23 protein-coding genes are annotated in these 22835 nt (G+C 56.4%); 8 read left to right on the forward strand and 15 right to left on the reverse strand.

Annotated features, from left to right (window positions below; genetic code table 11):
- Positions 1 to 20: 20 nt before the first annotated feature.
- The 8 genes from ruvB to NR795_RS08675 all read right to left on the reverse strand — a co-directional run bounded on the left by ruvB (position 21) and on the right by NR795_RS08675 (position 6439).
- Positions 21 to 1031 (reverse strand): Holliday junction branch migration DNA helicase RuvB, encoded by a 1011-nt coding sequence (gene ruvB / locus NR795_RS08640; protein ID WP_144818605.1) that lies wholly within the window; start codon positions 1029 to 1031, stop codon positions 21 to 23.
- Between the two features lie 8 nt (positions 1032 to 1039).
- Complete coding sequence (ruvA, locus tag NR795_RS08645) at positions 1040 to 1651, reverse strand: Holliday junction branch migration protein RuvA (RefSeq protein ID WP_144818603.1); 612 nt, start codon at positions 1649 to 1651, stop codon at positions 1040 to 1042.
- 78 nt (positions 1652 to 1729) lie between these two features.
- A complete protein-coding gene (gene ruvC, locus NR795_RS08650) occupies positions 1730 to 2251 on the reverse strand; it encodes a crossover junction endodeoxyribonuclease RuvC (protein ID WP_042391357.1) in 522 nt (173 codons plus the stop codon).
- A 33-nt stretch (positions 2252 to 2284) separates the two neighbouring features.
- Positions 2285 to 3028: a YebC/PmpR family DNA-binding transcriptional regulator gene (locus NR795_RS08655; RefSeq protein ID WP_042391358.1), complete on the reverse strand. Its 744-nt coding sequence runs from the start codon at positions 3026 to 3028 to the stop codon at positions 2285 to 2287.
- 24 nt (positions 3029 to 3052) lie between these two features.
- On the reverse strand, positions 3053 to 3496 hold the full coding sequence (nudB, locus tag NR795_RS08660; RefSeq protein ID WP_144818601.1) for a dihydroneopterin triphosphate diphosphatase: 444 nt from the start codon (positions 3494 to 3496) through the stop codon (positions 3053 to 3055).
- A complete protein-coding gene (aspS, locus tag NR795_RS08665; RefSeq protein ID WP_257757937.1) occupies positions 3496 to 5268 on the reverse strand; it encodes an aspartate--tRNA ligase in 1773 nt (590 codons plus the stop codon). The genes nudB and aspS overlap by 1 nt, the downstream gene beginning before the upstream one ends.
- A 278-nt stretch (positions 5269 to 5546) precedes the next feature.
- Positions 5547 to 5903, reverse strand: a complete 357-nt coding sequence (locus NR795_RS08670; RefSeq protein WP_257757939.1) for a putative T6SS immunity periplasmic lipoprotein — start codon at positions 5901 to 5903, stop codon at positions 5547 to 5549.
- Positions 5900 to 6439: a type IV secretion protein Rhs gene (locus tag NR795_RS08675; protein WP_238085035.1), complete on the reverse strand. Its 540-nt coding sequence runs from the start codon at positions 6437 to 6439 to the stop codon at positions 5900 to 5902. Before NR795_RS08675 ends, NR795_RS08670 begins: the two co-directional genes overlap by 4 nt.
- Before the next feature lie 258 nt (positions 6440 to 6697).
- Here NR795_RS08675 and NR795_RS08680 point away from each other — a divergent pair, with 258 nt between their 5' ends.
- Genes NR795_RS08680 through cmoB form a run of 5 tightly spaced genes read left to right on the forward strand, consistent with a single transcriptional unit; the run spans position 6698 to position 10280 of the window.
- Positions 6698 to 7264 carry a hydrolase gene (locus NR795_RS08680; protein ID WP_257757940.1) on the forward strand — a complete coding sequence of 189 codons (567 nt, stop codon included), beginning with the start codon at positions 6698 to 6700 and terminating at the stop codon, positions 7262 to 7264.
- Positions 7261 to 8079 (forward strand): DUF72 domain-containing protein, encoded by an 819-nt coding sequence (locus tag NR795_RS08685; protein WP_257757941.1) that lies wholly within the window; start codon positions 7261 to 7263, stop codon positions 8077 to 8079. The genes NR795_RS08680 and NR795_RS08685 overlap by 4 nt, the downstream gene beginning before the upstream one ends.
- Before the next feature lie 53 nt (positions 8080 to 8132).
- Positions 8133 to 8528, forward strand: a complete 396-nt coding sequence (locus tag NR795_RS08690) for an MAPEG family protein (RefSeq protein WP_257757942.1) — start codon at positions 8133 to 8135, stop codon at positions 8526 to 8528.
- A 40-nt stretch (positions 8529 to 8568) separates the two neighbouring features.
- On the forward strand, positions 8569 to 9312 hold the full coding sequence (gene cmoA / locus NR795_RS08695) for a carboxy-S-adenosyl-L-methionine synthase CmoA (RefSeq protein ID WP_144818593.1): 744 nt from the start codon (positions 8569 to 8571) through the stop codon (positions 9310 to 9312).
- The gene (cmoB, locus tag NR795_RS08700) at positions 9309 to 10280 is read left to right on the forward strand and encodes a tRNA 5-methoxyuridine(34)/uridine 5-oxyacetic acid(34) synthase CmoB (protein WP_257757944.1); all 972 of its coding nucleotides are present in this window, start codon (positions 9309 to 9311) and stop codon (positions 10278 to 10280) included. Before cmoA ends, cmoB begins: the two co-directional genes overlap by 4 nt.
- 123 nt (positions 10281 to 10403) lie before the next feature.
- Here cmoB and cutC read toward each other — a convergent pair whose 3' ends face one another.
- Together cutC and NR795_RS08710 are read right to left on the reverse strand one after the other, a co-directional pair.
- Positions 10404 to 11150, reverse strand: a complete 747-nt coding sequence (gene cutC / locus NR795_RS08705; RefSeq protein ID WP_257757945.1) for a copper homeostasis protein CutC — start codon at positions 11148 to 11150, stop codon at positions 10404 to 10406.
- Between the two features lie 17 nt (positions 11151 to 11167).
- Positions 11168 to 11734 carry a VOC family protein gene (locus NR795_RS08710; RefSeq protein WP_257757946.1) on the reverse strand — a complete coding sequence of 189 codons (567 nt, stop codon included), beginning with the start codon at positions 11732 to 11734 and terminating at the stop codon, positions 11168 to 11170.
- 245 nt (positions 11735 to 11979) lie between these two features.
- Between NR795_RS08710 and argS the strand changes: the two genes are divergently transcribed.
- Positions 11980 to 13713, forward strand: a complete 1734-nt coding sequence (argS, locus tag NR795_RS08715; RefSeq protein WP_257757948.1) for an arginine--tRNA ligase — start codon at positions 11980 to 11982, stop codon at positions 13711 to 13713.
- A gap of 43 nt (positions 13714 to 13756) precedes the next feature.
- Here argS and NR795_RS08720 read toward each other — a convergent pair whose 3' ends face one another.
- The 5 genes from NR795_RS08720 to flhB all read right to left on the reverse strand — a co-directional run bounded on the left by NR795_RS08720 (position 13757) and on the right by flhB (position 20346).
- Positions 13757 to 14896: a glycoside hydrolase family 105 protein gene (locus NR795_RS08720; RefSeq protein ID WP_257757949.1), complete on the reverse strand. Its 1140-nt coding sequence runs from the start codon at positions 14894 to 14896 to the stop codon at positions 13757 to 13759.
- The gene (locus NR795_RS08725; RefSeq protein ID WP_144818583.1) at positions 14897 to 16483 is read right to left on the reverse strand and encodes an MFS transporter; all 1587 of its coding nucleotides are present in this window, start codon (positions 16481 to 16483) and stop codon (positions 14897 to 14899) included.
- Between the two features lie 242 nt (positions 16484 to 16725).
- Positions 16726 to 17121, reverse strand: a complete 396-nt coding sequence (locus tag NR795_RS08730; protein WP_186370584.1) for a flagellar protein FlhE — start codon at positions 17119 to 17121, stop codon at positions 16726 to 16728.
- Positions 17121 to 19199: a flagellar biosynthesis protein FlhA gene (gene flhA, locus NR795_RS08735; protein ID WP_042391375.1), complete on the reverse strand. Its 2079-nt coding sequence runs from the start codon at positions 19197 to 19199 to the stop codon at positions 17121 to 17123. The genes NR795_RS08730 and flhA overlap by 1 nt, the downstream gene beginning before the upstream one ends.
- Positions 19192 to 20346: a flagellar biosynthesis protein FlhB gene (gene flhB / locus NR795_RS08740; RefSeq protein ID WP_144818579.1), complete on the reverse strand. Its 1155-nt coding sequence runs from the start codon at positions 20344 to 20346 to the stop codon at positions 19192 to 19194. The genes flhA and flhB overlap by 8 nt, the downstream gene beginning before the upstream one ends.
- Before the next feature lie 233 nt (positions 20347 to 20579).
- Here flhB and dgt point away from each other — a divergent pair, with 233 nt between their 5' ends.
- Together dgt and NR795_RS08750 are read left to right on the forward strand one after the other, a co-directional pair.
- On the forward strand, positions 20580 to 22100 hold the full coding sequence (gene dgt, locus NR795_RS08745; protein WP_257757951.1) for a dGTP triphosphohydrolase: 1521 nt from the start codon (positions 20580 to 20582) through the stop codon (positions 22098 to 22100).
- Positions 22051 to 22815 carry a hypothetical protein gene (locus tag NR795_RS08750; RefSeq protein ID WP_257757952.1) on the forward strand — a complete coding sequence of 255 codons (765 nt, stop codon included), beginning with the start codon at positions 22051 to 22053 and terminating at the stop codon, positions 22813 to 22815. The genes dgt and NR795_RS08750 overlap by 50 nt, the downstream gene beginning before the upstream one ends.
- The last annotated feature ends 20 nt before the right edge of the window (positions 22816 to 22835 follow it).

The raw sequence follows: 22835 nt of genomic DNA on the forward strand, positions 1-22835 counted from the left end.
TACAAAACCTGCGGCATGCCTTATGGCATTGCCGGCGGCGTAATACCGAAGTGGTTCCAGGCTCTTACCGTCGCCATCCGCCCGCGCGGGGTGCGCTGTAAAAAGCCTTGCTGGATCAGGTACGGCTCCAGCACATCCTCAATCGTTTCCCGCTCTTCACCGATGGCCGCCGCAAGGTTATCTAACCCCACCGGGCCGCCAAAGAACTTATCGATCACAGCCAGCAGCAGCTTGCGGTCCATGTAGTCAAAGCCCTCAGCGTCAACGTTGAGCATATCCAGCGCCTGGGCGGCCACGTCTGCGGAGATCGTTCCGTCATGCTTCACTTCAGAGAAGTCACGCACGCGACGCAGCAGGCGGTTGGCGATACGTGGCGTACCCCGGGAGCGGCGAGCCACCTCCAGCGCACCCTCTTCGCTCATCTCCAGCCCCATAAAGCGTGCGCTGCGCCCGACGATATGCTGCAGATCGGCGACCTGGTAGAACTCCAGACGCTGCACGATGCCAAAGCGATCGCGCAGCGGCGAGGTCAGAGAGCCCGCACGGGTGGTAGCACCGATCAGCGTAAAGGGCGGCAGGTCGATTTTAATCGAGCGCGCCGCCGGGCCTTCGCCAATCATGATATCCAGCTGGTAATCTTCCATAGCCGGATAGAGCACCTCTTCCACGACCGGCGACAGACGATGGATCTCATCGATAAACAGCACGTCGTGCGGCTCAAGGTTGGTCAGCATCGCGGCGAGATCCCCGGCCTTCTCCAGCACCGGGCCAGAGGTGGTGCGCAGATTAACGCCCATCTCGTTGGCGACAATGTTGGCCAGCGTCGTTTTACCCAGGCCCGGCGGGCCGAAGATCAGCAGATGATCGAGCGCATCACCACGCAGCTTTGCCGCCTGGATAAAAATCTCCATCTGCGAGCGCACCTGCGGCTGGCCAATGTATTCGTCGAGCAGCTTAGGACGGATCGCGCGATCGACGATCTCTTCCTGGGTAACGCTGCCTGCTGATACCAGGCGGTCTGCTTCTATCATCCTTTACCTCACATCGCGGCGCGAAGCGCTTCACGAATAAGTGTTTCACTGCTGGCATCCGGGCGTGCCAGTTTACTGACCATGCGGCTGGCTTCCTGAGGCTTGTAGCCCAGCGCCACCAGCGCGGCAACCGCTTCCTGCTCGGCATCGTCCGCCGACGGGCCCGCGGGCGAGGTCAGCACCAGATCCGCCGCTGGCGTAAAGAGATCGCCATGCAGGCCTTTGAAGCGGTCCTTCATCTCTACAATCAGGCGCTCGGCGGTCTTTTTACCGATGCCGGGCAGCTTCACCAGCGCATTGGGATCTTCGCGTTCGACGGCGTTGACAAACTGCTGCGCCGACATGCCGGAGAGGATCGCCAGCGCCAGCTTTGGCCCGACGCCGTTAGTTTTGATCAGCTCTTTAAACAGGGTACGTTCCTGTTTGTTGTTAAAGCCGTACAGCAGCTGGGCATCTTCACGCACCACAAAGTGGGTGAAGATAATCGCTTCCTGCCCAGCATCCGGTAGCTCATAGAAGCAGGTCATCGGCATATGCACTTCATAGCCTACGCCGCTGGTCTCCAGCAGCACCAGCGGGGGTTGTTTCTCGACAATAATGCCTCTGAGTCTGCCTATCACGTTTCGCTCCTGCGCTATCGGCTAAATTTTTCTCTATGATATAAAAAAGGCTGGATACATATCCAGCCTCTTTTTCGATTAACGTAACCGCCCTCGCGCAAGATTGAGCCGTTTTTCACTCATTTGCATGGCGTTTTGGCTGACATGACAGTGGGTTATGGCAATCGCCAGCGCATCGGCGGCATCCGCCTGGGGGTTAGCGGGCAGCTTGAGCAGGGTGCGCACCATATGCTGCACCTGGCTCTTCTCCGCGCTACCGATGCCGACCACCGTCTGCTTGACCTGGCGAGCGGCATACTCAAAAACCGGCAGGTCCTGGTTTACCGCCGCAACAATCGCCACCCCGCGCGCCTGCCCGAGCTTTAGCGCCGAGTCGGCGTTTTTCGCCATAAACACCTGCTCAATGGCGAAAAAATCGGGCTGGAACTGGGTGATGATCTCCGACACGCCCGCATAAATCAGCTTCAGGCGTGAAGGGAGATCGTCAACCTTGGTGCGGATACAGCCGCTGCCAAGGTAGGTAAGCTGTCTGCCGACCTGGCGGATCACGCCGTAGCCGGTGATGCGTGAGCCGGGATCAATACCGAGAATGATTGACACCACGCACCTCCTGTTTTACGGATCCAGACGGCCTCATTCGAGGGTCGCTGCGACCTCATCAGAGATCTCACCGTTGTGGTAAACCTCCTGCACGTCATCGCAATCTTCCAGCATGTCGATCAGGCGCAGCAGCTTCGGCGCGGTCTCGGCATCCATGTCCGCCTTGGTGGACGGGATCATCGACACTTCAGCGCTGTCAGCTTTCAGGCCAGCGGCTTCCAGCGCATCGCGCACGGCGCCCATCTCTTCCCATGCGGTGTAGACGTCAATCGCGCCGTCATCATAGGTCACCACGTCTTCCGCACCGGCTTCCAGCGCAGCTTCCATGATCGCATCTTCGTCGCCCTGCTCGAAGGAGATCACCCCTTTCTTGCTGAACAGATAGGCAACGGAGCCGTCGGTGCCGAGGTTACCGCCGGTTTTAGTGAACGCATGGCGAACTTCGGCAACGGTACGGTTACGGTTGTCAGAGAGACACTCTACCATTACCGCCGTGCCGCCAGGACCATAACCTTCATAAATGATGGTCTCCATGTTCGCGTCTTCATCACCGCCTACGCCACGCGCGATGGCGCGGTTCAGGGTATCGCGAGTCATGTTGTTGGAGAGCGCTTTATCGATTGCCGCACGCAGACGCGGGTTGGAGCCGGCATCGCCGCCGCCCAGACGCGCCGCCGTTACCAGCTCACGAATTATTTTGGTAAAGATCTTACCGCGTTTGGCATCCTGTGCCGCTTTGCGGTGTTTGGTGTTGGCCCATTTACTGTGACCTGCCATAAAAAATTCTCCAAAAGCGCCTTCTCAGGCGGCGTTAATTACAAACTCTTCAATCGCCTGCCGGTTGCTCCACGACTTAGTCAGGGCGGCGGCATCCACCGCGTCGACCCAGCGGTAGGTCAGGTGCTCAGTGAACACAATCTCCCGCTCGTGAGGCAGCGCAAGACAGAACCACGATTCCGTGTTGCGCTTAACACCCGGCGCATAGCGATGACGTAAATGCATAAAAATTTCAAATTCCACCGTGCGCTGACAGTCGATCAAGGTCAGCTGCTCTGCCGCAACGTCGATGGCGACCTCTTCCTTTACTTCACGCACGGCGGCCTGCAGCGCGGTTTCACCCTCTTCCAGGCTGCCGGTAACCGACTGCCAGAAATTGGGATCGTCGCGTCGTTGTAGCATCAGCACCCGTTTCGTGTCCTGGGCGTAGATCACGACAAGAACAGAGACAGGACACTTAAATGCCATCAGCTATTCTCAGCCTTTTTGATCACTTCAATACCTAACTCGGTCAGCGCGGTCTGGTTGGCGAAGCTTGGTGCTTCGGTCATCAGGCAGGCAGCGGCGGTAGTTTTCGGGAAGGCGATCACGTCACGGATGTTATCGGTGCCGGTCAGCAGCATGGTCAGGCGATCGAGGCCGAAGGCCAGGCCCGCGTGCGGCGGCGTACCGTACTTCAGGGCGTCGAGTAGGAAGCCGAACTTCTCGCGCTGCTCCTGTTCGGTAATACCGAGGATGCCAAACACCGTCTGCTGCATTTCGCCGCGGTGAATACGCACTGAACCCCCACCCACTTCATAGCCGTTGATGACCATATCGTAGGCGTTAGCGATAGCCGTTTCCGGCGCGGCCTTCAGCTCTTCCGGGGTCATGTTGCTTGGCGCGGTGAACGGGTGGTGCATCGCGGTCAGACCGCCTTCGCCGTCCTCTTCAAACATCGGGAAATCGATGACCCACAGCGGTGCCCACTTGCTTTCGTCGGTGATGCTCAGGTCTTTACCCAGCTTGAGGCGCAGCGCGCCCATCGCGTCGGCAACTACTTTACGGTTGTCTGCGCCGAAGAAGATCATATCGCCATCTTGCGCACCGGTACGCTCCAGAATCGCTTCGATGATCTCAGCGTTCAGGAACTTCGCCACCGGGCTGGTGATGCCTTCGAGACCTTTCGCACGCTCGGTGACCTTGATGTAGGCCAGCCCTTTCGCGCCGTAAATCTTAATGAAGTTGCCGTAGTCGTCAATCTGCTTACGGCTCAGGGCAGCGCCGCCCGGCACGCGCAGGGCAGCCACGCGGCCTTTGGCATCGTTGGCCGGGCCAGCAAACACGGCGAATTCAACGTTTTTCAGCAGGTCAGCAACGTCCACCAGCTCCATCGGGTTACGCAGGTCTGGCTTGTCAGAGCCGTAGCGGCGCTCGGCCTCGGCAAAGGTCATCACCGGGAAGTCGCCCAGGTCCATGTTAATGGTGGCCTGCCACAGCTGACGCACCAGCGCCTCCATTACCTCACGCACCTGCGGCGCGGTCATGAAGGAGGTTTCAACGTCGATCTGGGTAAATTCAGGCTGGCGATCCGCACGCAGGTCTTCATCACGGAAGCATTTGACGATCTGGTAGTAGCGGTCAAAGCCGGACATCATCAGCAGCTGTTTGAACAGCTGCGGAGACTGCGGCAGCGCGTAGAATTTGCCTTTGTGCACGCGGCTCGGAACCAGGTAGTCACGCGCCCCTTCCGGGGTGGCCTTGGTCAGCATCGGGGTTTCGATATCGAGGAAACCGTGATCGTCCATGAAACGGCGCACGAAGCTGGTGATCTTCGCGCGGGTCTTCAGGCGGTTGGCCATCTCCGGGCGACGCAGATCCAGATAGCGGTACTTGAGACGCGCCTCTTCGGTGTTGACGTGGTTGGAGTCGAGCGGCAGCGATTCTGAACGGTTGATGATGGTCAGATCGGAGGCCAGCACTTCAATTTCGCCGGTGGCCATATCGCTGTTGATGTTTTTATCGTCACGGCGGCGCACGGTGCCGGTGACCTGGATGCAGAACTCATTACGCAGTTCAGAGGCCAGCTTTAACGCATCTGCGCGATCCGGATCGAAGAACACCTGCACGATACCTTCACGGTCGCGCATATCGATAAAGATCAGGCTGCCGAGATCGCGGCGGCGGTTGACCCAACCACACAGAGTCACCTGCTGCCCCTCGTGGGACAGTCGAAGCTGTCCGCAATATTCTGTACGCATGAGATATCCCTTAACTTAGCCGCAGGCCGTTTGTCGCCTGCCTTGCAGCCACGACGACCCAGCGCGAGCTGAATGTCACAACTGGATGAAAAAAGGGGGCTATTATACTGGATATCAGCAGGACACTCAAAGCCAAGATGAGCCGCTACGTCGGCACAAAGATACGTTTTTAGACAGCCTCTGCCCAGTTCTCCTGCTCGTTTTACGTGCAATCCCCCAATTGAGGTTTCTTTCTCCTGCGTCTGCTTGCACAATGCATGGAACTGAATATGCACTTATTAATTTTTTACAGGAACAACGCCGCCGTTATTGTCTATAGTAAACGTATAGTAATAAACTTTATTATTTAGAGTATAACTTGCCGCATAATCGGCACCTGATTTTAACTTCGGATTAAAGCAGGTGTCAGGGTAAGAGAGGTGAGCAAAATCGCCAATAAGTAACTGTTGATATCCATTTTCATGAGAGGTGAGCACATAGCGACTTAAAACATCTTTAGAATTAACGCTAAAGCATATGCTGTTCGTACCTATGCTGATTGGTCTCCATTCACCTAACTCTTTTCCTTCTCTGCTTCCCCCAGGACAACCTGCTAACAGCAAACACAACGGAACCAAAGCTATTATTCTTTTCATAAAGGGAACCTCTTAAGCACATTTTTATATTTTGCTAATAAATTTATCACTGGCTCATCTGGATTATAATTTCTCAGCGTGTAAAGGTTACTGTGTCCCTGAAAACCATAATTTTTTAATAACCAATAATCACTAACTATACTAGCCTGTTGTTCCAACCCATATTCAAGCAAACTGCTTTTATCTAAATCATAAGTATAATCTGCAGCCCAGGAAAACGCACCTCTTATTCTTACCCACATTCCTTTTTGATGCTGCCAGACATGCATCATCTCGTGAAGAAATAGATGTTGAACATCTATAAATGAATTATTTCTTGGGTTAGAGAAATCATTTTCATATCGTGGCTTTCTGAACCACATTTCTCCATTCGGACTCATAGCTTGAGCTGGGTTTTGTAAGTTGAAGGGAAGATAACTTGCAAAATGAACCCATACTTTGTTGTAACGAACACTATATCCATAGAGAGACAAAGCTAATTTTATTTCGCCTGGAGTTAATAGCCTCACCCCCCCTTCCCTTATGCTATTTTTCATTATTCACTCTCCATAAAGAAAAGCTTATGATAACACTTTAGTTCCACAAAGAAATTATTTAGTTACTGAATGTTTATTGCTTTTAATATATACTCTCATTAATAACTTTTCTAAAAATAGCTAAGTGATAGTCTTCACCTGCAGCCTGACTGCATACTTTTTCATCTACGCTCACAAAAATTAACAAAATTTGTGCCCCGGATTAACGTCATTTACGCTTACTGTATGGGCAAAACGACGTAGATAACAGGAGCTAACATGCCAGAACTTAACGCGAAAACAACTGCCCTTGTGGTTATCGATCTTCAGGAGGGTATTCTGCCGTTTGCCGGTGGCCCGCATACGGCGGATGAGGTTGTTGCTCGCGCCGCGCGGCTGGCGGAGAAGTTTCGCGCCAACGGTGCGCCGGTGGTGATGGTACGCGTGGGCTGGTCAGCTGATTTCGCCGAGGCGCTCAAGCAGCCCGTCGACGCCCCCATCGGTGGCCACGCCCTGCCGCCGGAGTGGTGGCACTATCCGGTGGCGCTCGGCAAGCGCGACAGCGATATCGAGGTGACTAAACGCCAGTGGGGCGCCTTCTACGGCACCGATCTGGAGCTACAGCTGCGCCGCCGGGGTATCGACACCATCGTGCTGTGCGGTATCTCCACCAACATCGGCGTTGAATCCACCGCCCGCAACGCGTGGGAGCTGGGCTTTAACCTGATCGTAGTAGAAGACGCCTGCAGCGCCGCCAGCAGCGAACAGCACCAGGGCAGCTTTACGCATATCTTCCCGCGCATTGGCCGGGTGCGTAGCACCGAGGAGATCCTTACCGCGCTATGATCTACATTGGCCTGCCGCAGTGGTCGCACCCGAAGTGGGTGCGCCTTGGCATCACCGACCTCGAAGCGTACGCCCGCCACTTTAACTGTGTGGAGGGTAACACCACGCTCTATGCCCTGCCAAAGGCCGATATCGTGGCGCGCTGGCACGCCCAGACCACCGACGCCTTTCGCTTCTGCTTTAAGTTCCCGGCCACCATCTCGCACCAGGCGCGGCTGCGCCAGTGCGGCGATCTCACCGAGGAGTTTTTTAGTCGCATGGCCCCGCTGGCGGAGCGGATAGGCCAGTACTGGCTCCAGCTGCCCGCCTCGTTTGCGCCGCAGGATCTGCCCGCTCTATGGGCTTTCCTCGACGGCCTGCCTGAGGATTTTCACTATGGGGTAGAGGTGCGCCATCAGGAATTTTTCGCCAAGGGCGATGCGGAAACAGAGCTTAACCGCGGCCTGCATGCGCGGGGCGTCAACCGGGTGATCCTCGACAGTCGTCCGGTGCACAGCGCCCTTCCCCGCAGCGAAGCGGTCATTGAAGCCCAGCGCAAGAAGCCCGTGGTGCCGGTGCATGCGGTGGTCACGGCTCAGCATCCGATGGTGCGCTTTATCGGCAGCGATGACATGGCGCAGAACAGCGCCCTGTTTGCCGTCTGGCTGGAGAAACTGGCCCTCTGGGAGAAAAGCACCACGCCCTATCTCTTTCTGCATACGCCCGATATTGCCGAAGCCCCGGTCCTGGTCGATACCCTGTGGGCCGCGCTACGGCGCGCCGTCCCCTCCGTGGGTTCCGCACCGTCAATTCCGCAACAATCCTCTCTTTTCTGAATCAGTCGCGCTATCATAGAGACGTACCCTTTCCGGGCTTAAATGGAGTTTCTATGGTAAGCGCGCTGTATGCCGTGCTGGGTGTTCTGCTGCTGATTAAGTTCTCTTTTGACGTTGTGCGCCTGCGTATGCAGTACCGGGTGTCATATGGTGATGGCGGGTTTAGCGAGCTACAGACCGCGATCCGCATTCACGGCAATGCGGTAGAGTATCTTCCCGGCGGCCTGATCCTGCTGCTGTTTATGGAAATGAACGGCGCAGAAACGTGGATGATACACGTCTGCGGGCTGCTGCTGATTGCTGGTCGCCTGATGCACTACTACGGTTTGCATCACCAGCTGATGCGCTGGCGGCGTTCTGGCATGAGCGCCACCTGGTGTTCGCTGGTGCTGATGGTGCTGGCAAACCTCTGGTTCATGCCCTGGGAGTTGGTTTTCTCTGTGCATTAGCGCACAATACGCCACTTTTGTTTTCTCGGATTTTTACGTTATGTCTCACCGCGACACGCTTTTTTCTGCGCCAATCGCCAGCCTGGGTGACTGGACATTCGATGAACGGGTAGCCGAAGTCTTCCCGGACATGATCCAGCGCTCCGTTCCCGGCTACTCAAATATTATCTCGATGATCGGCATGCTGGCGGAGCGTTTCGTACAGCCCGCTACCCAGGTCTACGATCTGGGCTGCTCGCTGGGCGCGGCTACGCTCTCCGTGCGCCGTAATATCGCCCATCCGGGCTGTAAAATTATTGCCGTGGATAACTCTCCGGCCATGGTTGAACGCTGCCGCCGCCATATTGACGCCTATAAAGCGCCGACGCCGGTTGAGGTGATTGAGGGCGATATTCGCCATATCCGCATTGAAAACGCGTCGCTGGTGGTACTGAACTTTACCCTGCAATTCCTTGAACCTGCTGAACGGCAGGCGCTGCTGGACAACATCTATCAGGGCTTGAATCCTGGCGGCGCGCTGGTGCTGTCGGAAAAATTCAGCTTTGAAGATGCTACCACCGGCGAGCTGCTGTTTAACATGCACCACGATTTTAAGCGTGCCAACGGCTACAGCGAGCTGGAGATCAGCCAGAAGCGCAGCATGCTGGAGAACGTAATGCTTACCGACTCCGTGGAGACGCACAAAGCTCGCCTGCGCCAGGCCGGGTTCGAGCACAGCGAGCTCTGGTTCCAGTGCTTTAATTTTGGTTCGCTGGTGGCGTTGAAAGCAGGAGCGTCAGCATGATCGAGTTCGGTGACTTCTATCAGCAGATTGCCAAAAGCCCCCTCGCCCACTGGCTGGAGACGCTGCCCGCGCAAATTGCAACCTGGCAGCGCGGTGCTCTGCATGGTCAGTTTAAGCAGTGGACCAATGCGGTAGAGTTTCTGCCAGAGATGCAGCCGTATCGGCTTGATCTGCTGCACAGCGTGACGGCGGAGAGCGAAACCCCGCTCAGCCCAGGCCAGATCAAACGCATCGATACGCTGCTGCGTAACCTGATGCCGTGGCGCAAGGGGCCGTTCTCGCTCTATGGCGTGAACATTGATACCGAGTGGCGCTCCGACTGGAAATGGGAGCGCGTTCTTCCGCACCTCTCTGATTTAGCCGGACGTACCATTCTCGACGTTGGCTGCGGCAGCGGCTATCACCTGTGGCGAATGGTGGGCGCAGGCGCACACCTGGCGGTAGGTATCGATCCGACTCAGCTGTTCCTCTGCCAGTTCGAGGCGGTGCGCAAGCTGCTGGGCGGCGACCAGCGGGCGCACCTGCTGCCGCTGGGCATTGAGCAGCTTCCAGCGCTGAACGCGTTTGACACGGTCTTCTCGATGGGGGTGCTCTATCATCGTCGCTCCCCGCTGGAGCACCTGTGGCAGCTTAAAGATCAGCTGGTGAGCGAGGGCGAGCTGGTGCTGGAGACGCTGGTGGTCGAGGGCGATGAGCGCACGGTGCTGCTCCCCGGCGATCGCTATGCGCAGATGCGCAACGTCTACTTTATCCCCTCCGCGCTGGCGCTGAAAAACTGGCTGGAGAAGTGTGGCTTTGTAGATGTGCGTATCGTTGACGTCTGCCAGACCACTACCGAGGAGCAGCGCCGCACCGAGTGGATGATCACCGAGTCGCTGGCGGAGTTCCTCGATCCAAACGATCCCAGCAAGACCGTTGAGGGCTACCCGGCCCCGCTGCGTGCGGTGTTAGTCGCGAAAAAGCCTTAACGCGGCAGCCAACACAGTTGCAGTTTGAAATATGAAGGAAAAAAAATGGCCCCTGTTGAAATGGCAGGGGCCTGGTACAAAGCAAGCATCATATTGGGCGACATGATGTGCGGTAAAAACTGGTCAGAACGCACGATGACGGGTAATCATCGCTTTCATTTCCGCTACAATTTCACCGTCCACGCAATAGCGCAGATACTCATCCGACTGCGCATCAGATGACATCGACAATCCCTGTTGACGGTAACGCATGGGCGACGGGATCCACATTCCTGCGGAGCTGTGTACCTCCTCCACCCCTGCGTCGAGAAACATGTGCAGGTTGCTGGCTCGAACGCCAGCACCAGCCATAATGATTGGAACACCGGATCGGTGTTTTAGTTCCGTAATTAATGAAAGTCCTTTTTCTGCCGACGCTTTTTGCCCCGAGGTAAGGACGCGTGAAACGCCTAAATCCCCTAATCTATCAACGGCTTCATGCGGGTTTCTGCACATATCAAAAGCGCGATGAAAAGTGACGGCCATCCCCTGTGCGGCATGCATTATTTGCCCCATGCGGGGCATATCGACATTGCCCTCTTCATCCAGCACGCCAATAACCACTCCTGCAAAGCCCAGCGTCTTGATCAGCCTGACGTCATCCAGCATGGCGCTGAACTCATCGTCGGTGTAGCAAAAGTCGCCGCCCCGCGGGCGGACGATGGGATGCACGGGAATGGTTACCGTCTCGCGCACCAGCCGCAGGACGCCATAGGAGGGCGTAAGCCCACCCTCTTTCGGCGCCGCACAAAGCTCAATACGATCCGCTCCGTTGAGCTGTGCGGTCTCGGCGCTCGCCTGGCTGTAACAGCAGATCTCCAGCAGAGCCATGTTCTCTCTCCTCTGTTCTACGCGCCGTTTTCGCTCGCCACGATCGCTTCGATGGACCAGGGGTGAAACTTCACCGTTACCGTGCCATCGGTCACCGCAAGCGTAGGGTTGGGCAGGCGCTCGTGCTCCCCTTTTGGCGAGCTGGTTTTAACGGCAATACCCGGCTGGCTTAGCCCCTCATCGGCCAGCAGCGCCAGCGCTCGGGCATTCAGGGTTTCCGGCTCGCCGGGCAGTACGATCTCGATATGCTCCCAGCCTTCGTGGGGGTAACGCTTTTCGCCCGGCCACGGCAGCTCAACCACCGTAAAGGACCAGTGCGCCACCGTCACAGGCTGGTGCAGCTTAAACAGGCAGATCGGCCGACCGTTAATGATGTTCTCTGACAGCAGCGTACCGCACTGCTCAAAGCCCCGCCGCCAGCGCTCGGCGGTGGTATTCTGATGGCAGCGCAGCGAAATGTGATCGGCCTCCAGAGGTGCAATATCCAGCCCCAGCCGGGTGGCAAGTTCGGTTAACGCTTTTGTAAAGCGCGGGAGATCCGCAGAAATATCATGCAATTCGTCAATGGTCTGCCAGTCAGCCATGGTCAACGCCCTCGTTTATCGCAAAGCCGCTAATTTACCCTGTTGTCGGACGCGCACCAAACGGCGATTGCCCCCGTTGGCAAATGAATGATTATTCACAATTAGCTTGCCGTTTATTTGCGCAAAACCCGCGTCCCGACAGGGCTGACGGCAGCAGGCAATTGCAGTATACTCCCGGCTTTACTTATCAACACCCGGACGCAGGCGGCTTTTTGCGCGCTGCGTCGTTAACGTAAGGTATCCCGGTGAATATTCAGGCACTTCTCTCAGAAAAAGTCAGTCAGGCACTGATTGCCGCAGGCGCACCTGCGGATTGCGAGCCGCAGGTTCGTCAGTCAGCAAAAGTACAGTTTGGTGACTACCAGGCCAATGGCGTCATGGCGGTTGCGAAAAAACTGGGCATGCCCCCGCGACAGGTTGCTGAGCAGGTCCTGACTCACCTTGACCTCAACGGCATTGCCAGCAAGGTCGAGATCGCCGGGCCAGGCTTTATCAATATCTTCCTCGATCCGGCGTTTCTGGCCGAGCACGTCAACCAGGCGCTGGCCTCCGATCGTCTGGGTCTCTCCCGCCCGGAGCCGCAGACCATTGTGGTTGACTACTCTGCCCCGAACGTAGCCAAAGAGATGCACGTCGGCCATCTGCGCTCGACCATCATCGGTGACGCCTCCGTGCGTACCCTGGAGCTGCTGGGTCACAAGGTAATCCGCGCCAACCACGTTGGCGACTGGGGCACCCAGTTTGGTATGCTGATTGCGTTCCTGGAGCTTAAGCAGCAGGAGAACGCAGGCGAGATGGCGCTGGCAGACCTCGAAGCGTTCTATCGTGAAGCAAAAAAACACTACGACGAAGATGCCGCCTTTGCCGAGCGCGCCCGTGGCTACGTGGTGAAATTACAGGGCGGGGACGAGTACTGCCGTCAGATGTGGCGCAAGCTGGTGGATATCACCATGGCGCAGAACCAGACCAACTACGATCGTCTGAACGTGACCCTCACCAGCAAGGATGTGATGGGCGAAAGCCTCTACAACCCGATGCTGCCGGGCATCGTGGCCGACCTGAAAGCCAAAGGGCTGGCGGTAGAGAGCGAAGGCGCGACCGTGGTCTTCCTCGACGAGTACAAAAACAAAGAGGGTGAGCCGATGGGCGTCATCATCCAGAAAAAGGATGGCGGCTACCTCTACACCACGACGGATATCGCCTGCGCCAAGTACCGCTTTGAGACCCTGCACGCCGATCGCGTGCTCTACTATATCGACTCCCGTCAGCACCAGCACCTGATGCAGGCGTGGACCATCGTGCGTAAAGCGGGCTACGTGCCAGAGAGCGTGCCGCTGGAGCACCACATGTTCGGCATGATGCTGGGCAAAGACGGCAAGCCGTTCAAAACCCGCGCCGGCGGTACCGTGAAGCTCGCCGATCTGCTGGACGAGGCGCTGGAGCGCGCCCGCCGTCTGGTGGCGGAGAAGAACCCGGATATGCCTGCCGACGAGCTGGAAAAGCTGGCTAACGCGGTGGGCATCGGTGCGGTGAAGTATGCGGATCTCTCTAAAAACCGCACCACCGACTACATCTTCGACTGGGATAACATGCTGGCCTTTGAGGGCAACACTGCGCCGTACATGCAGTATGCTTACACCCGCGTGCTCTCTGTATTTCGTAAAGCAGAGATCGACGAGAGCGTGCTGGCAAGTGCTAACGTGGTGATTACTGAAGATCGCGAAGCCCAGCTGGCGGCGCGCCTGCTGCAGTTTGAAGAGACGCTGAACGTAGTCGCTCGTGAAGGCACGCCGCACGTGATGTGCAGCTACCTCTACGATCTGGCTGGACTGTTCTCTGGTTTCTACGAGCACTGCCCGATCCTGACCGCCAAAAGCGACGAGACGCGCCTGAGCCGCCTGAAGCTCGCGCAGCTTACCGCGAAAACGCTGAAGACGGGTCTGGATACCCTTGGGATCCAGACCGTCGAACGGATGTAACAAATGATGTAAAAAAACCCGGCCAACGCCGGGTTTTTTATTATCAGAAGTATTTCCGCAGATACTCGGTCAGGCAGAGTATCGCCATCGCCTGGCCATAGGGCATGGAGGTGAGCGGAATATTGCGGTAGAAATCCAGGTTCGATCCCATTCCGGTGCCGAAGGAGGTTTGCAGCAGCTCCCCTTCCGGCGAGATGTTATTCACAATTCCCTTAATCGCTTTATCCGCGACCTCAGCATACTCTGGCCCGACGTAGCGCTTGCGCACCGCTTTCAAAATACCGTAGGCGAACCCGGCGGTGGCCGACGCCTCAAGGTAGGAGTGCGGGTCGTCCAGCAGGGTATGCCACAGGCCACTGTCGTCCTGGCACGTCGCCAGGGCGGCGATCTGCGCATTCAGCACCTGCACCAGGTAGCGGCGTACGGCGTTGTTTTCCGGCAGATGCACCAGCTCGAGAAAGTCCGGGATCACAATAGTCAGCCAGCTGTTGCCCCGTGCCCAGCGCGCCTGAGCGAAGTTGTGGTTACCCTCGTAGCTCCAGCCGTGGAACCAGAGACCGGTCTGGCGATCCATCAGGTTCTGCACGTGCAGCAGGAACTGATACACCGCCTCTTCAACATACTCCAGGCGGTTAAGCAGCTTGCCGATCTTCGCCAGCGGCAGCACGGTCATCATCAGCGTATCGTCCCACATCTGCTGGTGGTTCTCTTCCGCCAGCGTGATGTGCTGCATTCCGCCATGCTCGGTGCGTGGCATCTCGTTCATCGCCCACTCGGCCCAGCTCTCAAGCCACGGCAGGTAAGACGGATTGCGGGTCTCCTCATAGCGATAGGCCAGGGTCAAAAACGGTGCCATAGTGTTGACGTTTTTAGTGGTAGCCCCTTCAGCAAAGCGATCTGCGAACCAGCTATCAATGATCTCCCGCATCGTCTCATCGCCGGTCTGGCGATAGTATTGATACATGCCGTACAGTCCCACGCCGTGCGTCCACTCCCAGCCCGCCCAGCCTTTGGTATCAATGACACGCCCGTCGTCTAGTCGCAGTAAAAACTCACCGGATGCATCCTGAATATTGACCAGATTATGGGTCACCTTCTGGATCAGTGCCTTCAGCTCGTCCCGGGCAATAAAGCGCGTCGGCTGACAGAGTAAAGGGCTATGTTTGACAGGGTAAACAATCATTTACTTAACCTCTTGCGTATTGAATTCATGGCCGGGGCGATCTTTCAGCGACGGCGCGGCAGGCTTGTTACGATTCAGATAGCCAATATTGTTATTGCCCCACAGCGACTCGTAAGGCATACCCGCCAGCATCTCAACGGTGGCCCGCGCTTGCGGCGTCACGGTCTCCGGCATAGCGCGACCAGACTGGCGCATTTTGGCCGTCTCTTCCCGCAGCACGCTGTGGGTTTTCAGGTTCAGCTTAAAGCGCAGCGACACCAGGAAGCCGCAGATCAGCACCGCTACGGTACCGAAGCAGAGGATCATCAGAATGGTGTGGCTGACCGACTCCGGCTGCGTTTTCTGACCGGAGACGAAGCCAGAGGCCTGCATGACGATCCCCACCAGCATCACCGCCCCGGCCTGGGAGGCTTTACGGGTCAGGGTCATGATGCCAGCGAAGATCCCTTCCCGGCGCTGGCCGGTGATCACCTCATCCACGTCGGAGATGTAGGTGTAGGTATTCCACGGCACGTAGTTGATGCCCCCGCGTCCGAGACCGGCGACGGCAGAAACCAGCAGCAGCAGGGAGTAGATATCGCTCAGCCCCGCGTAGTAGAGCACGGCGTAGGAGATGGAGCTGAGTCCGAATAGCGTCACCACCATCCGATAGGACGGCGCGGGTCCAAAGCGGATGCAGAGCGGGATCATGGCGATGACCGCAATGAACTGGAAGATAGCCATGGTGCCGAGCAGATTAGAGGCCAGCGACGCCTCCTGCATCAGGACGAATACAACGTAGTAGGTAAAGACGGCGTTGAAGACATCCTGGGCAATATAGCCTCCGAGGTACATGCCCAGATGCTGACGGAAAATCTTGATGCGCAGGGTTGAGCTAAGCTCGGTAAACAGGCGGGTCATGCTCTGACGGAACGTCAGGTGTTTCTTCTCCTCTTCGGCACGCAGGGCGGCTTCGGTCCACTCTTCACGCGGACGCTCCCAGGTGAAGAACCAGACAAAGGTCAGCATCAGGGCACAGAGCACCGAGAAGACCAGGCTGGCATAGAAGAAGGAGACCGGGTTGTCTTTACCAAAGTGGGTCAGCAGGATCCCCGGCAGGAACGAGGCGAGGATCGCCGACATCTGCGCCATGCCGATACGTGCCCCAGAGAACTTGGTCTTCTGTTTGAAGTCGTCGGTCATCTCCGGTACCAGGGTCTCATACGGGACGAGGATCATGGTGTAGACGATGTCGAACAGCAGATAGGTGAGCAGGTAGTACCAGAAGCCCATGTCGCCAACCCACATGATGGAGTAGCTAAAGACACACGGGATACCGAGCATGATAAAGAATTTACGTCGGCCAAAGCGTTTGCCCAGCCAGGTCGAACCGAAGTTATCGGTTAAAAAGCCCATCAGCGGGCTGACGACCGCATCCAGCACCCTTGCGGTGGCAAAGATGAAGGTGGCCTCGATAGGCGTTAAACCACAAAACGTTGTGTAGAAATAGAGGAGCCACGCAGCGGTCAACGCTGTCGTCCCGGCCCCCAAAAAGTCACCGGATCCGTAGGCGAGATAGTTCGCCAGTCCAATTTTACGTGTTTTCATTGCCGCCAACCCTTTTTGTTTTGGGAGTACTTACACGGCTAAAGTAAGAGGATGCGTTCAGATAAACCTTTCTGTTTCTGCCACAACGCTGACGCGGTTGGCAAAAATACAAAGAGTCTCACTACGTGTGTCACTGATTTATAAAACAGTGTTTCTTCTGCATCAAAAGGCGGGGTCAAAAATTGAGAGCCAGCCATCATAATCCCGTTGAAAACGGTGATGACTGGCGAAGAATGAAGCGCTTACCGGTAGTTTACGATGACCTCGTTGCGGCTAACCTTCAGGGCTGGCAGCAGACGTCCGCCGCCGGGCACTTCCCAAATAAAGCGCAGCGGCTCAGCGGCCGGAATGCCGTTGAAGGCGTGGGTCGTGCCGCTCTCTCCGTCCAGCTCTGTGCAGCGGATCTGCGAGCAGAGACGCACCCGCAGCCCGGCCGGGGTTGGGCCATTAAGCGCGTAGCGCCACGCCACCAGCGTCATCAGCCCGGAGACGGGCTGAGAGGAGGCCAGCGGTCGAGACGACATTGACTCTCCCCGGTGGTTAAGGGTGATGCCGATGCTGCTCGCCTGCCATGCCCCCTCACCTGCCGCGTGGGCCAGCAGCGGCAGCGCCAGCAGAAGACCTAATACTCTACGCACTATTTACCTCCAATGGTGGCGGTCATGCGGATATTGCGGTTATCCGACAGCTCCATATTGGAGAGCACTACCAGCTGGGTCAGGCTGCGACGCAGGAAGCGCGACAGCAGCGGACGCAGGGCGTGATTCACCAGCAACACCGGCGGCGCACCAAGCATCTCCTGACGGGCCAGCGCCTCCTGAGTCTGGGCCAGCAGGCGATCCGCCAGGCCCGGCTCCAGGCCACCACCACCCTGCAACGCCTGCAGCAGCAGACGCTCAAGCGGCGTATCCAGACCGATTACCTGTACTTCACCGGTGCCCGGGAACCACTGCTGGGTGATTGCCCGGCCCAGCGCCACGCGAACTACCGCGGTCAGCTCGTGCGGATCGCTCTGGATCGGCGCATGTTCGGCCAGGGTCTCCAGAATGGTACGCATATCGCGAATCGGTACTTTCTCATCCAGCAGGTTCTGCAACACCTTATGCAGCGTCGTGAGCGTGACCACGCCCGGAACCAGATCTTCGGTGAGCTTCGGCATCTCCTGGCTCACGCGATCCAGCAGCTGCTGCGCCTCCTGGCGGCCAAACAGCTCGGCAGAGAACTGACCGATCAGGTGGTTAAGATGGGTCGCCACCACGGTGCTGGCCTCTACCACGGTATAGCCCTGAATTTGCGCCTGCTCTTTCAGGGCGCTCTCGATCCAGATCGCCGCCAGACCAAAGGCCGGATCCACCGTCTGCTCGCCGGGCAGCGTTCCCGCCGCCGTGCCGGGGTTGATCGCCAGCCAGCGACCCGGATAGGCCTCACCGCTGCCGATCTCCACGCCCTTCATCAGAATACGGTAGCGCGCCGGAGGCAGATCCATATTGTCACGGATGTGCACCACCGGCGGCAGGAAGCCCATATCCTGGGCAAATTTCTTACGGATGCTGCGGATACGTCCGAGCAGCTCGCCGTCCTGCTGGAAATCCACCATTGGGATCAGGCGGTAACCCACCTCCATGCCAAGGGAGTCCTCCAGCTGCACATCGTTCCAGGTCGCTTCAACCGCCTGGTTGTTCTCCGGCATCTTGATCGGTGCGGCCTCTACCGGGGCTTTCTGTTCACGTCCGCGCAGCCACCAGGCAAGGCCCAGCAGTCCGGCGGTAAAGAGCAGAAAGACAAAGTTTGGCATGCCCGGCACCAGGCCCAGCAGGCCCAGTACGGCGGCGCTCAGCAGCATCACGCGCGGGTTGCTAAACAGCTGACCCACCATCTGCTGGCCCACGTCCTGATCGGTTGCCACGCGGGTCACGATCACGCCCGCTGCGGTGGAGATCACCAGGGCCGGGATCTGGGCGACCAGCCCGTCACCGATGGTCAGCAGGGTATAGCTCTCCGCCGCGTGGCCCATGTCCATGCCGTGCTGCAGAACGCCCACCAGCAGGCCGCCGATAACGTTAATCACCATGATCAGGATGCCCGCGATGGCATCGCCGCGTACAAACTTACTCGCACCGTCCATGGAGCCGTAGAAGTCGGCCTCCTGGGTCACTTCCGAGCGGCGTTTTTTCGCCTCCTCTTCACCGATAATTCCAGCGTTGAGGTCAGCATCGATTGCCATCTGCTTGCCCGGCATCCCGTCGAGGACAAAGCGCGCGCCTACTTCTGCGATACGTCCCGCACCCTTGGTAATAACCATAAAGTTGATGATGACGAGGATAACGAACACCACGATACCGATGGCAAAGTTACCGCCCACGAGGAAGTGGCCGAAAGCTTCAACCACCTTCCCCGCCGCCGCGCCGCCGGTGTGCCCTTCCATCAGGATGATACGCGTGGAGGCGACGTTCAGCGCCAGCCGCAGCAGGGTGGTAAACAGCAGAATGGTCGGGAACGCGGCGAACTCCAGCGTGCGTTGGGTAAACATCGCCACCAGCAGCACCATAATGGAGAGCGCAATGTTAAAGGTAAACAGCAGGTCAAGGATGAACGCCGGAAGCGGCAGCACCATCATTGACAGGATAAGCAGAATCAGTATCGGTCCAGCAAGAATCTGCCATTGACCTGATTTCATGTTGCTGGGCAGACGCAACATCGTCACCAGATTATTCATCAGTGTCCTTCTCGTCGTTCATAAAATCCAGTGCTTCAGGCACCGGAAGATTGGCGGGTTTCACCGGCGCTTGCCCACCAGCGAGCTTCCAGCGTTTGAGCTGCCATACCCAGGCCAAAACTTCGGCTACCGCCGCGTAGAGCTGGCCGGGGATCTGCTGGCCGACATCGGCATGGCGGTAGAGCGCACGCGCCAGCGGCGGCGCTTCCAGCAGTGGAATACGGTTTTCAGCGGCAATCTCTCGAATGCGCAACGCCACCAGCCCGGCCCCTTTGGCCAGCACCTTCGGCGCACTCATCTTGTTCTCGTCGTACAGCAGCGCCACGGCGTAGTGCGTCGGGTTGGTTACCACCACGTTAGCCTTGGGCACGTCCGCCATCATGCGGCGACGTGCAGCGGCGCGCTGCATCTGGCGGATACGCCCTTTCACGTGCGGATCGCCTTCGCTCTGCTTGTGTTCATCGCGGATATCCTGGCGGGACATGCGCAGCTTTTTGATGTGGCTGTAGATCTGCCAAATCACGTCAAAGCCCACCATCGGAATGATGCCCAGCACCACCAGCAGTACGCAGAGGCCCACCAGGTTAAGGGCGTTGCTCATGGCCGTCAGCGGCGATTCGCTCATCAGACGCATCATCTCTGGCCACTTATGGGTCAGGTAGAGGCCTGCCACGCCGCCCATCAGCACGGCTTTCAGTACCGCTTTGACCAGCTCTGCGCCAACCTGGGCGGAGAAGAGGCGCTTCAGGCCGCTGAGCGGGTTAAGCTTGGAGAACTGGAACTGCAGCGACTTGCCGCTAAACACCAGCCCGCCCAGCAAAATCGGGGCGATCAGCGCCACCAGCACCACGCCGGTAATAAGCGGCAGCAGCGCAATCATGGCCTCTTTGATCAGCAAAACGGTTTGACCGAGGATCAGATGGGGATCGTTGACGATACCGTGGTCGAAGCGGAGGCCAGATGAGAGCAGTCCCGCCAGCCTGCGGGCGAGCGACTCCCCCCCAATCCAGATTACACAGATGCCGACCACCAGGATCAGCAGCGATGTAAGCTCTTTGGAGCGGGGAACCTGACCCTCCTCACGCGCCTTCTCTAGTCGGTGGGGTGTGGGGGCCTCTGTTTTGTCCTCGTTATCTTCTTCAGCCACGGGATAAATTCCGCTGATACAATTTTGTATCATGATGCCTGAGACAATCCCGAACAATGGGCGAATAAACGAGGCTAAAAGGCGGGCTTTTCGGCGTTAAGTGCAATTTTGAATGTAACTGTACTCTCGCGCTTTGCGGGGCTGGTCGAAATCTGTAGAAAAGCGCAGCGGCAAGGTAGCCGAGCTGAGACGCATTTGCTAGCCTAAACCCCTTACTAATAAGAGGGTTTTTTATGCAGTGGTCACGGTTACTCAACAGCGAACGCAGGAAAAATAAACGCAAGCAAAACGAGGCAGTAACACATTTGCAGGCTCCGCCGTCTCAGGAGTGGCGACAGGAGATTGAACGTGATTTTGATCGTCTCTTATTCGCTGCACCAACGCGTCGTCTGGCTGATAAAACGCAGGTTTATCCGCTCGATCGTAACGATAGCGTGCGTATGCGGTTGACGCATTCACATGAAGTTGCCAACTTCGCTCGCGGTATCGGTATGCGGCTGGCCTTTGATCTGAAAGAGGAGGTTTTTGGTACTTTACCTATGGACCTTTGCGTTGAACGTGACGTCCCTGCTCTGCTGGCTGCCATTGGGCTAGCACACGATCTTGGCAATCCGCCCTTTGGTCATCAGGGTGAGGCGGCTATGCGTGCCTGGTACAAACGCCATTTAAAAAAGGCAGTAGAAGAGTCTGAGGAGATTGACAACCCCTCTATTTTTAATGACTTTTTTAAATTCGACGGCAACTCTCAGACGTTCAGATTAGTCACCAAGCTACAGATCCTTAACGATACCTATGGTTTAAATTTGACCTATGCCACACTTGCGGCCCTGATCAAATATCCCAGCTCCTCTTACACTCTTTCGCCCGGCGTCTGGAGTAAGCATGGATACTTTTATTCTGAAGAGAAGGTTGTCGAAGAGGTCTGGAAAGAGACCGGGCTGGCTGAAGGCGTGCGTCATCCTTTTACCTGGCTGATGGAGGCCTGTGATGACATTGCTTATTCCGTTCTCGATGCCGAAGATACGGTCAAAAAAGGTCTCGCCTCCTATCACGACCTTATCGATCATCTCGAATGCTGGAACGAGGGTAAAGACGCCATTATCAATGAGGTGGTTGAGCAAACAAAGAAAAAGAACAGCGAATATAGAGAGCAGCAGCGCGATCTCACCCCTGCTGAAATCAACGATATGAACATGCAAATGTTCCGCGTCAAATCAACAATTGCGCTTGTGAACAGCGTTGTAGATGCTTTCATTCGTCATATAGACAAACTCATGAGCCATAGCTGTACAATGACGGATCTTATTGGTGTAAGTTCGGCAAAAGCCTTGTGCGAGGCACTGAAAGATTTTGATAAAACACGTGGCTATCGTCACCCTTCCGTACTCAAACTGGAGCTACAGGGTTCAAACTACATTCAAAGCCTGATGGACATGCTGTGGGTTGGCATTCATGGGCATAAAACGAAGCGCGAGCAAGAAAAAGAGCAAAAAGGCGACCAGAAATTCCGCGATGTCTACCTCTCTAATACACCTTTTGGCCGCTACGCCTACGGCCGTATTTCAGAAAACTATCGACGTATCTTTGAAGATGAAAATAACACGCTGCCGGTGCTCTACAAAGAAGCGCAGCTGCTTTCTGATGCTATCTCAGGTATGACCGATAACTATTTGATACGGTTTCACGATGAGCTAAAATCCCTTTATGAGTATGAACGTAGCCAAAACGCATCATGCCCTAAAGCAGCGCATTGATAATTTCTTTGCATCCGGAGAGGAACAGCGGGCAGCCCGGGCGTTGATTGACGCAGTTGCTGCCCAACATCGAGCCTGGATTTTCGGTGGTATGCTTCGGGACATTGGACTCTTTGGGCGCGAAGGGTTTACATCTGATATCGATATCGTGTTCGCTGGCGAACGTGAGGATTTGCTATACCTGCTATCCCACTTTCATATGGAGCATTTCGTCACCAATAAACTTGGCGGCATACGTTTTCGCTACTGCTCGTTGGATTTTGATATCTGGTGTCTCAACGACACCTGGGCGTTTAAAGAGAACATTATCCCTTTAGAAGATGCAAGGAGTCTGCTTCATACCACGCTAATGTCATGGGATGCGGTACTGTACGATGTCCATCGCGATGAAATCCTTACACCAGAAAATTATCTGCAAAACCTGAAGCGGGGCTATCTTGAGCTGGTGCTGGATGCTACGCCGAACGAAACCGGTTCGGTCGTAAAAATCTTACGTACTATCTATAACAAGCAGGTGAAGACGTTGGGGCCTTTTTTGAGTGATTTCTTACATAATGCCCTACTTCGTTACAGCTATTCGACATTACAGCATTATGAGCTTACGCATTATGACACCAGCAGCTTTGACGATGTTGAGTACAATTTGCTTCTGAATCGGTTATGTGAAACCGAGTCAGGCCATAGCGTCGACGTGACGCAGTTGCGTACCAATTAACCCGCCTCTCTTTACCAGCA

This window comes from Pseudescherichia sp. L3 (assembly GCF_024656065.1).
In the GTDB taxonomy this organism is placed as follows: Bacteria; Pseudomonadota; Gammaproteobacteria; order Enterobacterales; family Enterobacteriaceae; genus Pseudescherichia.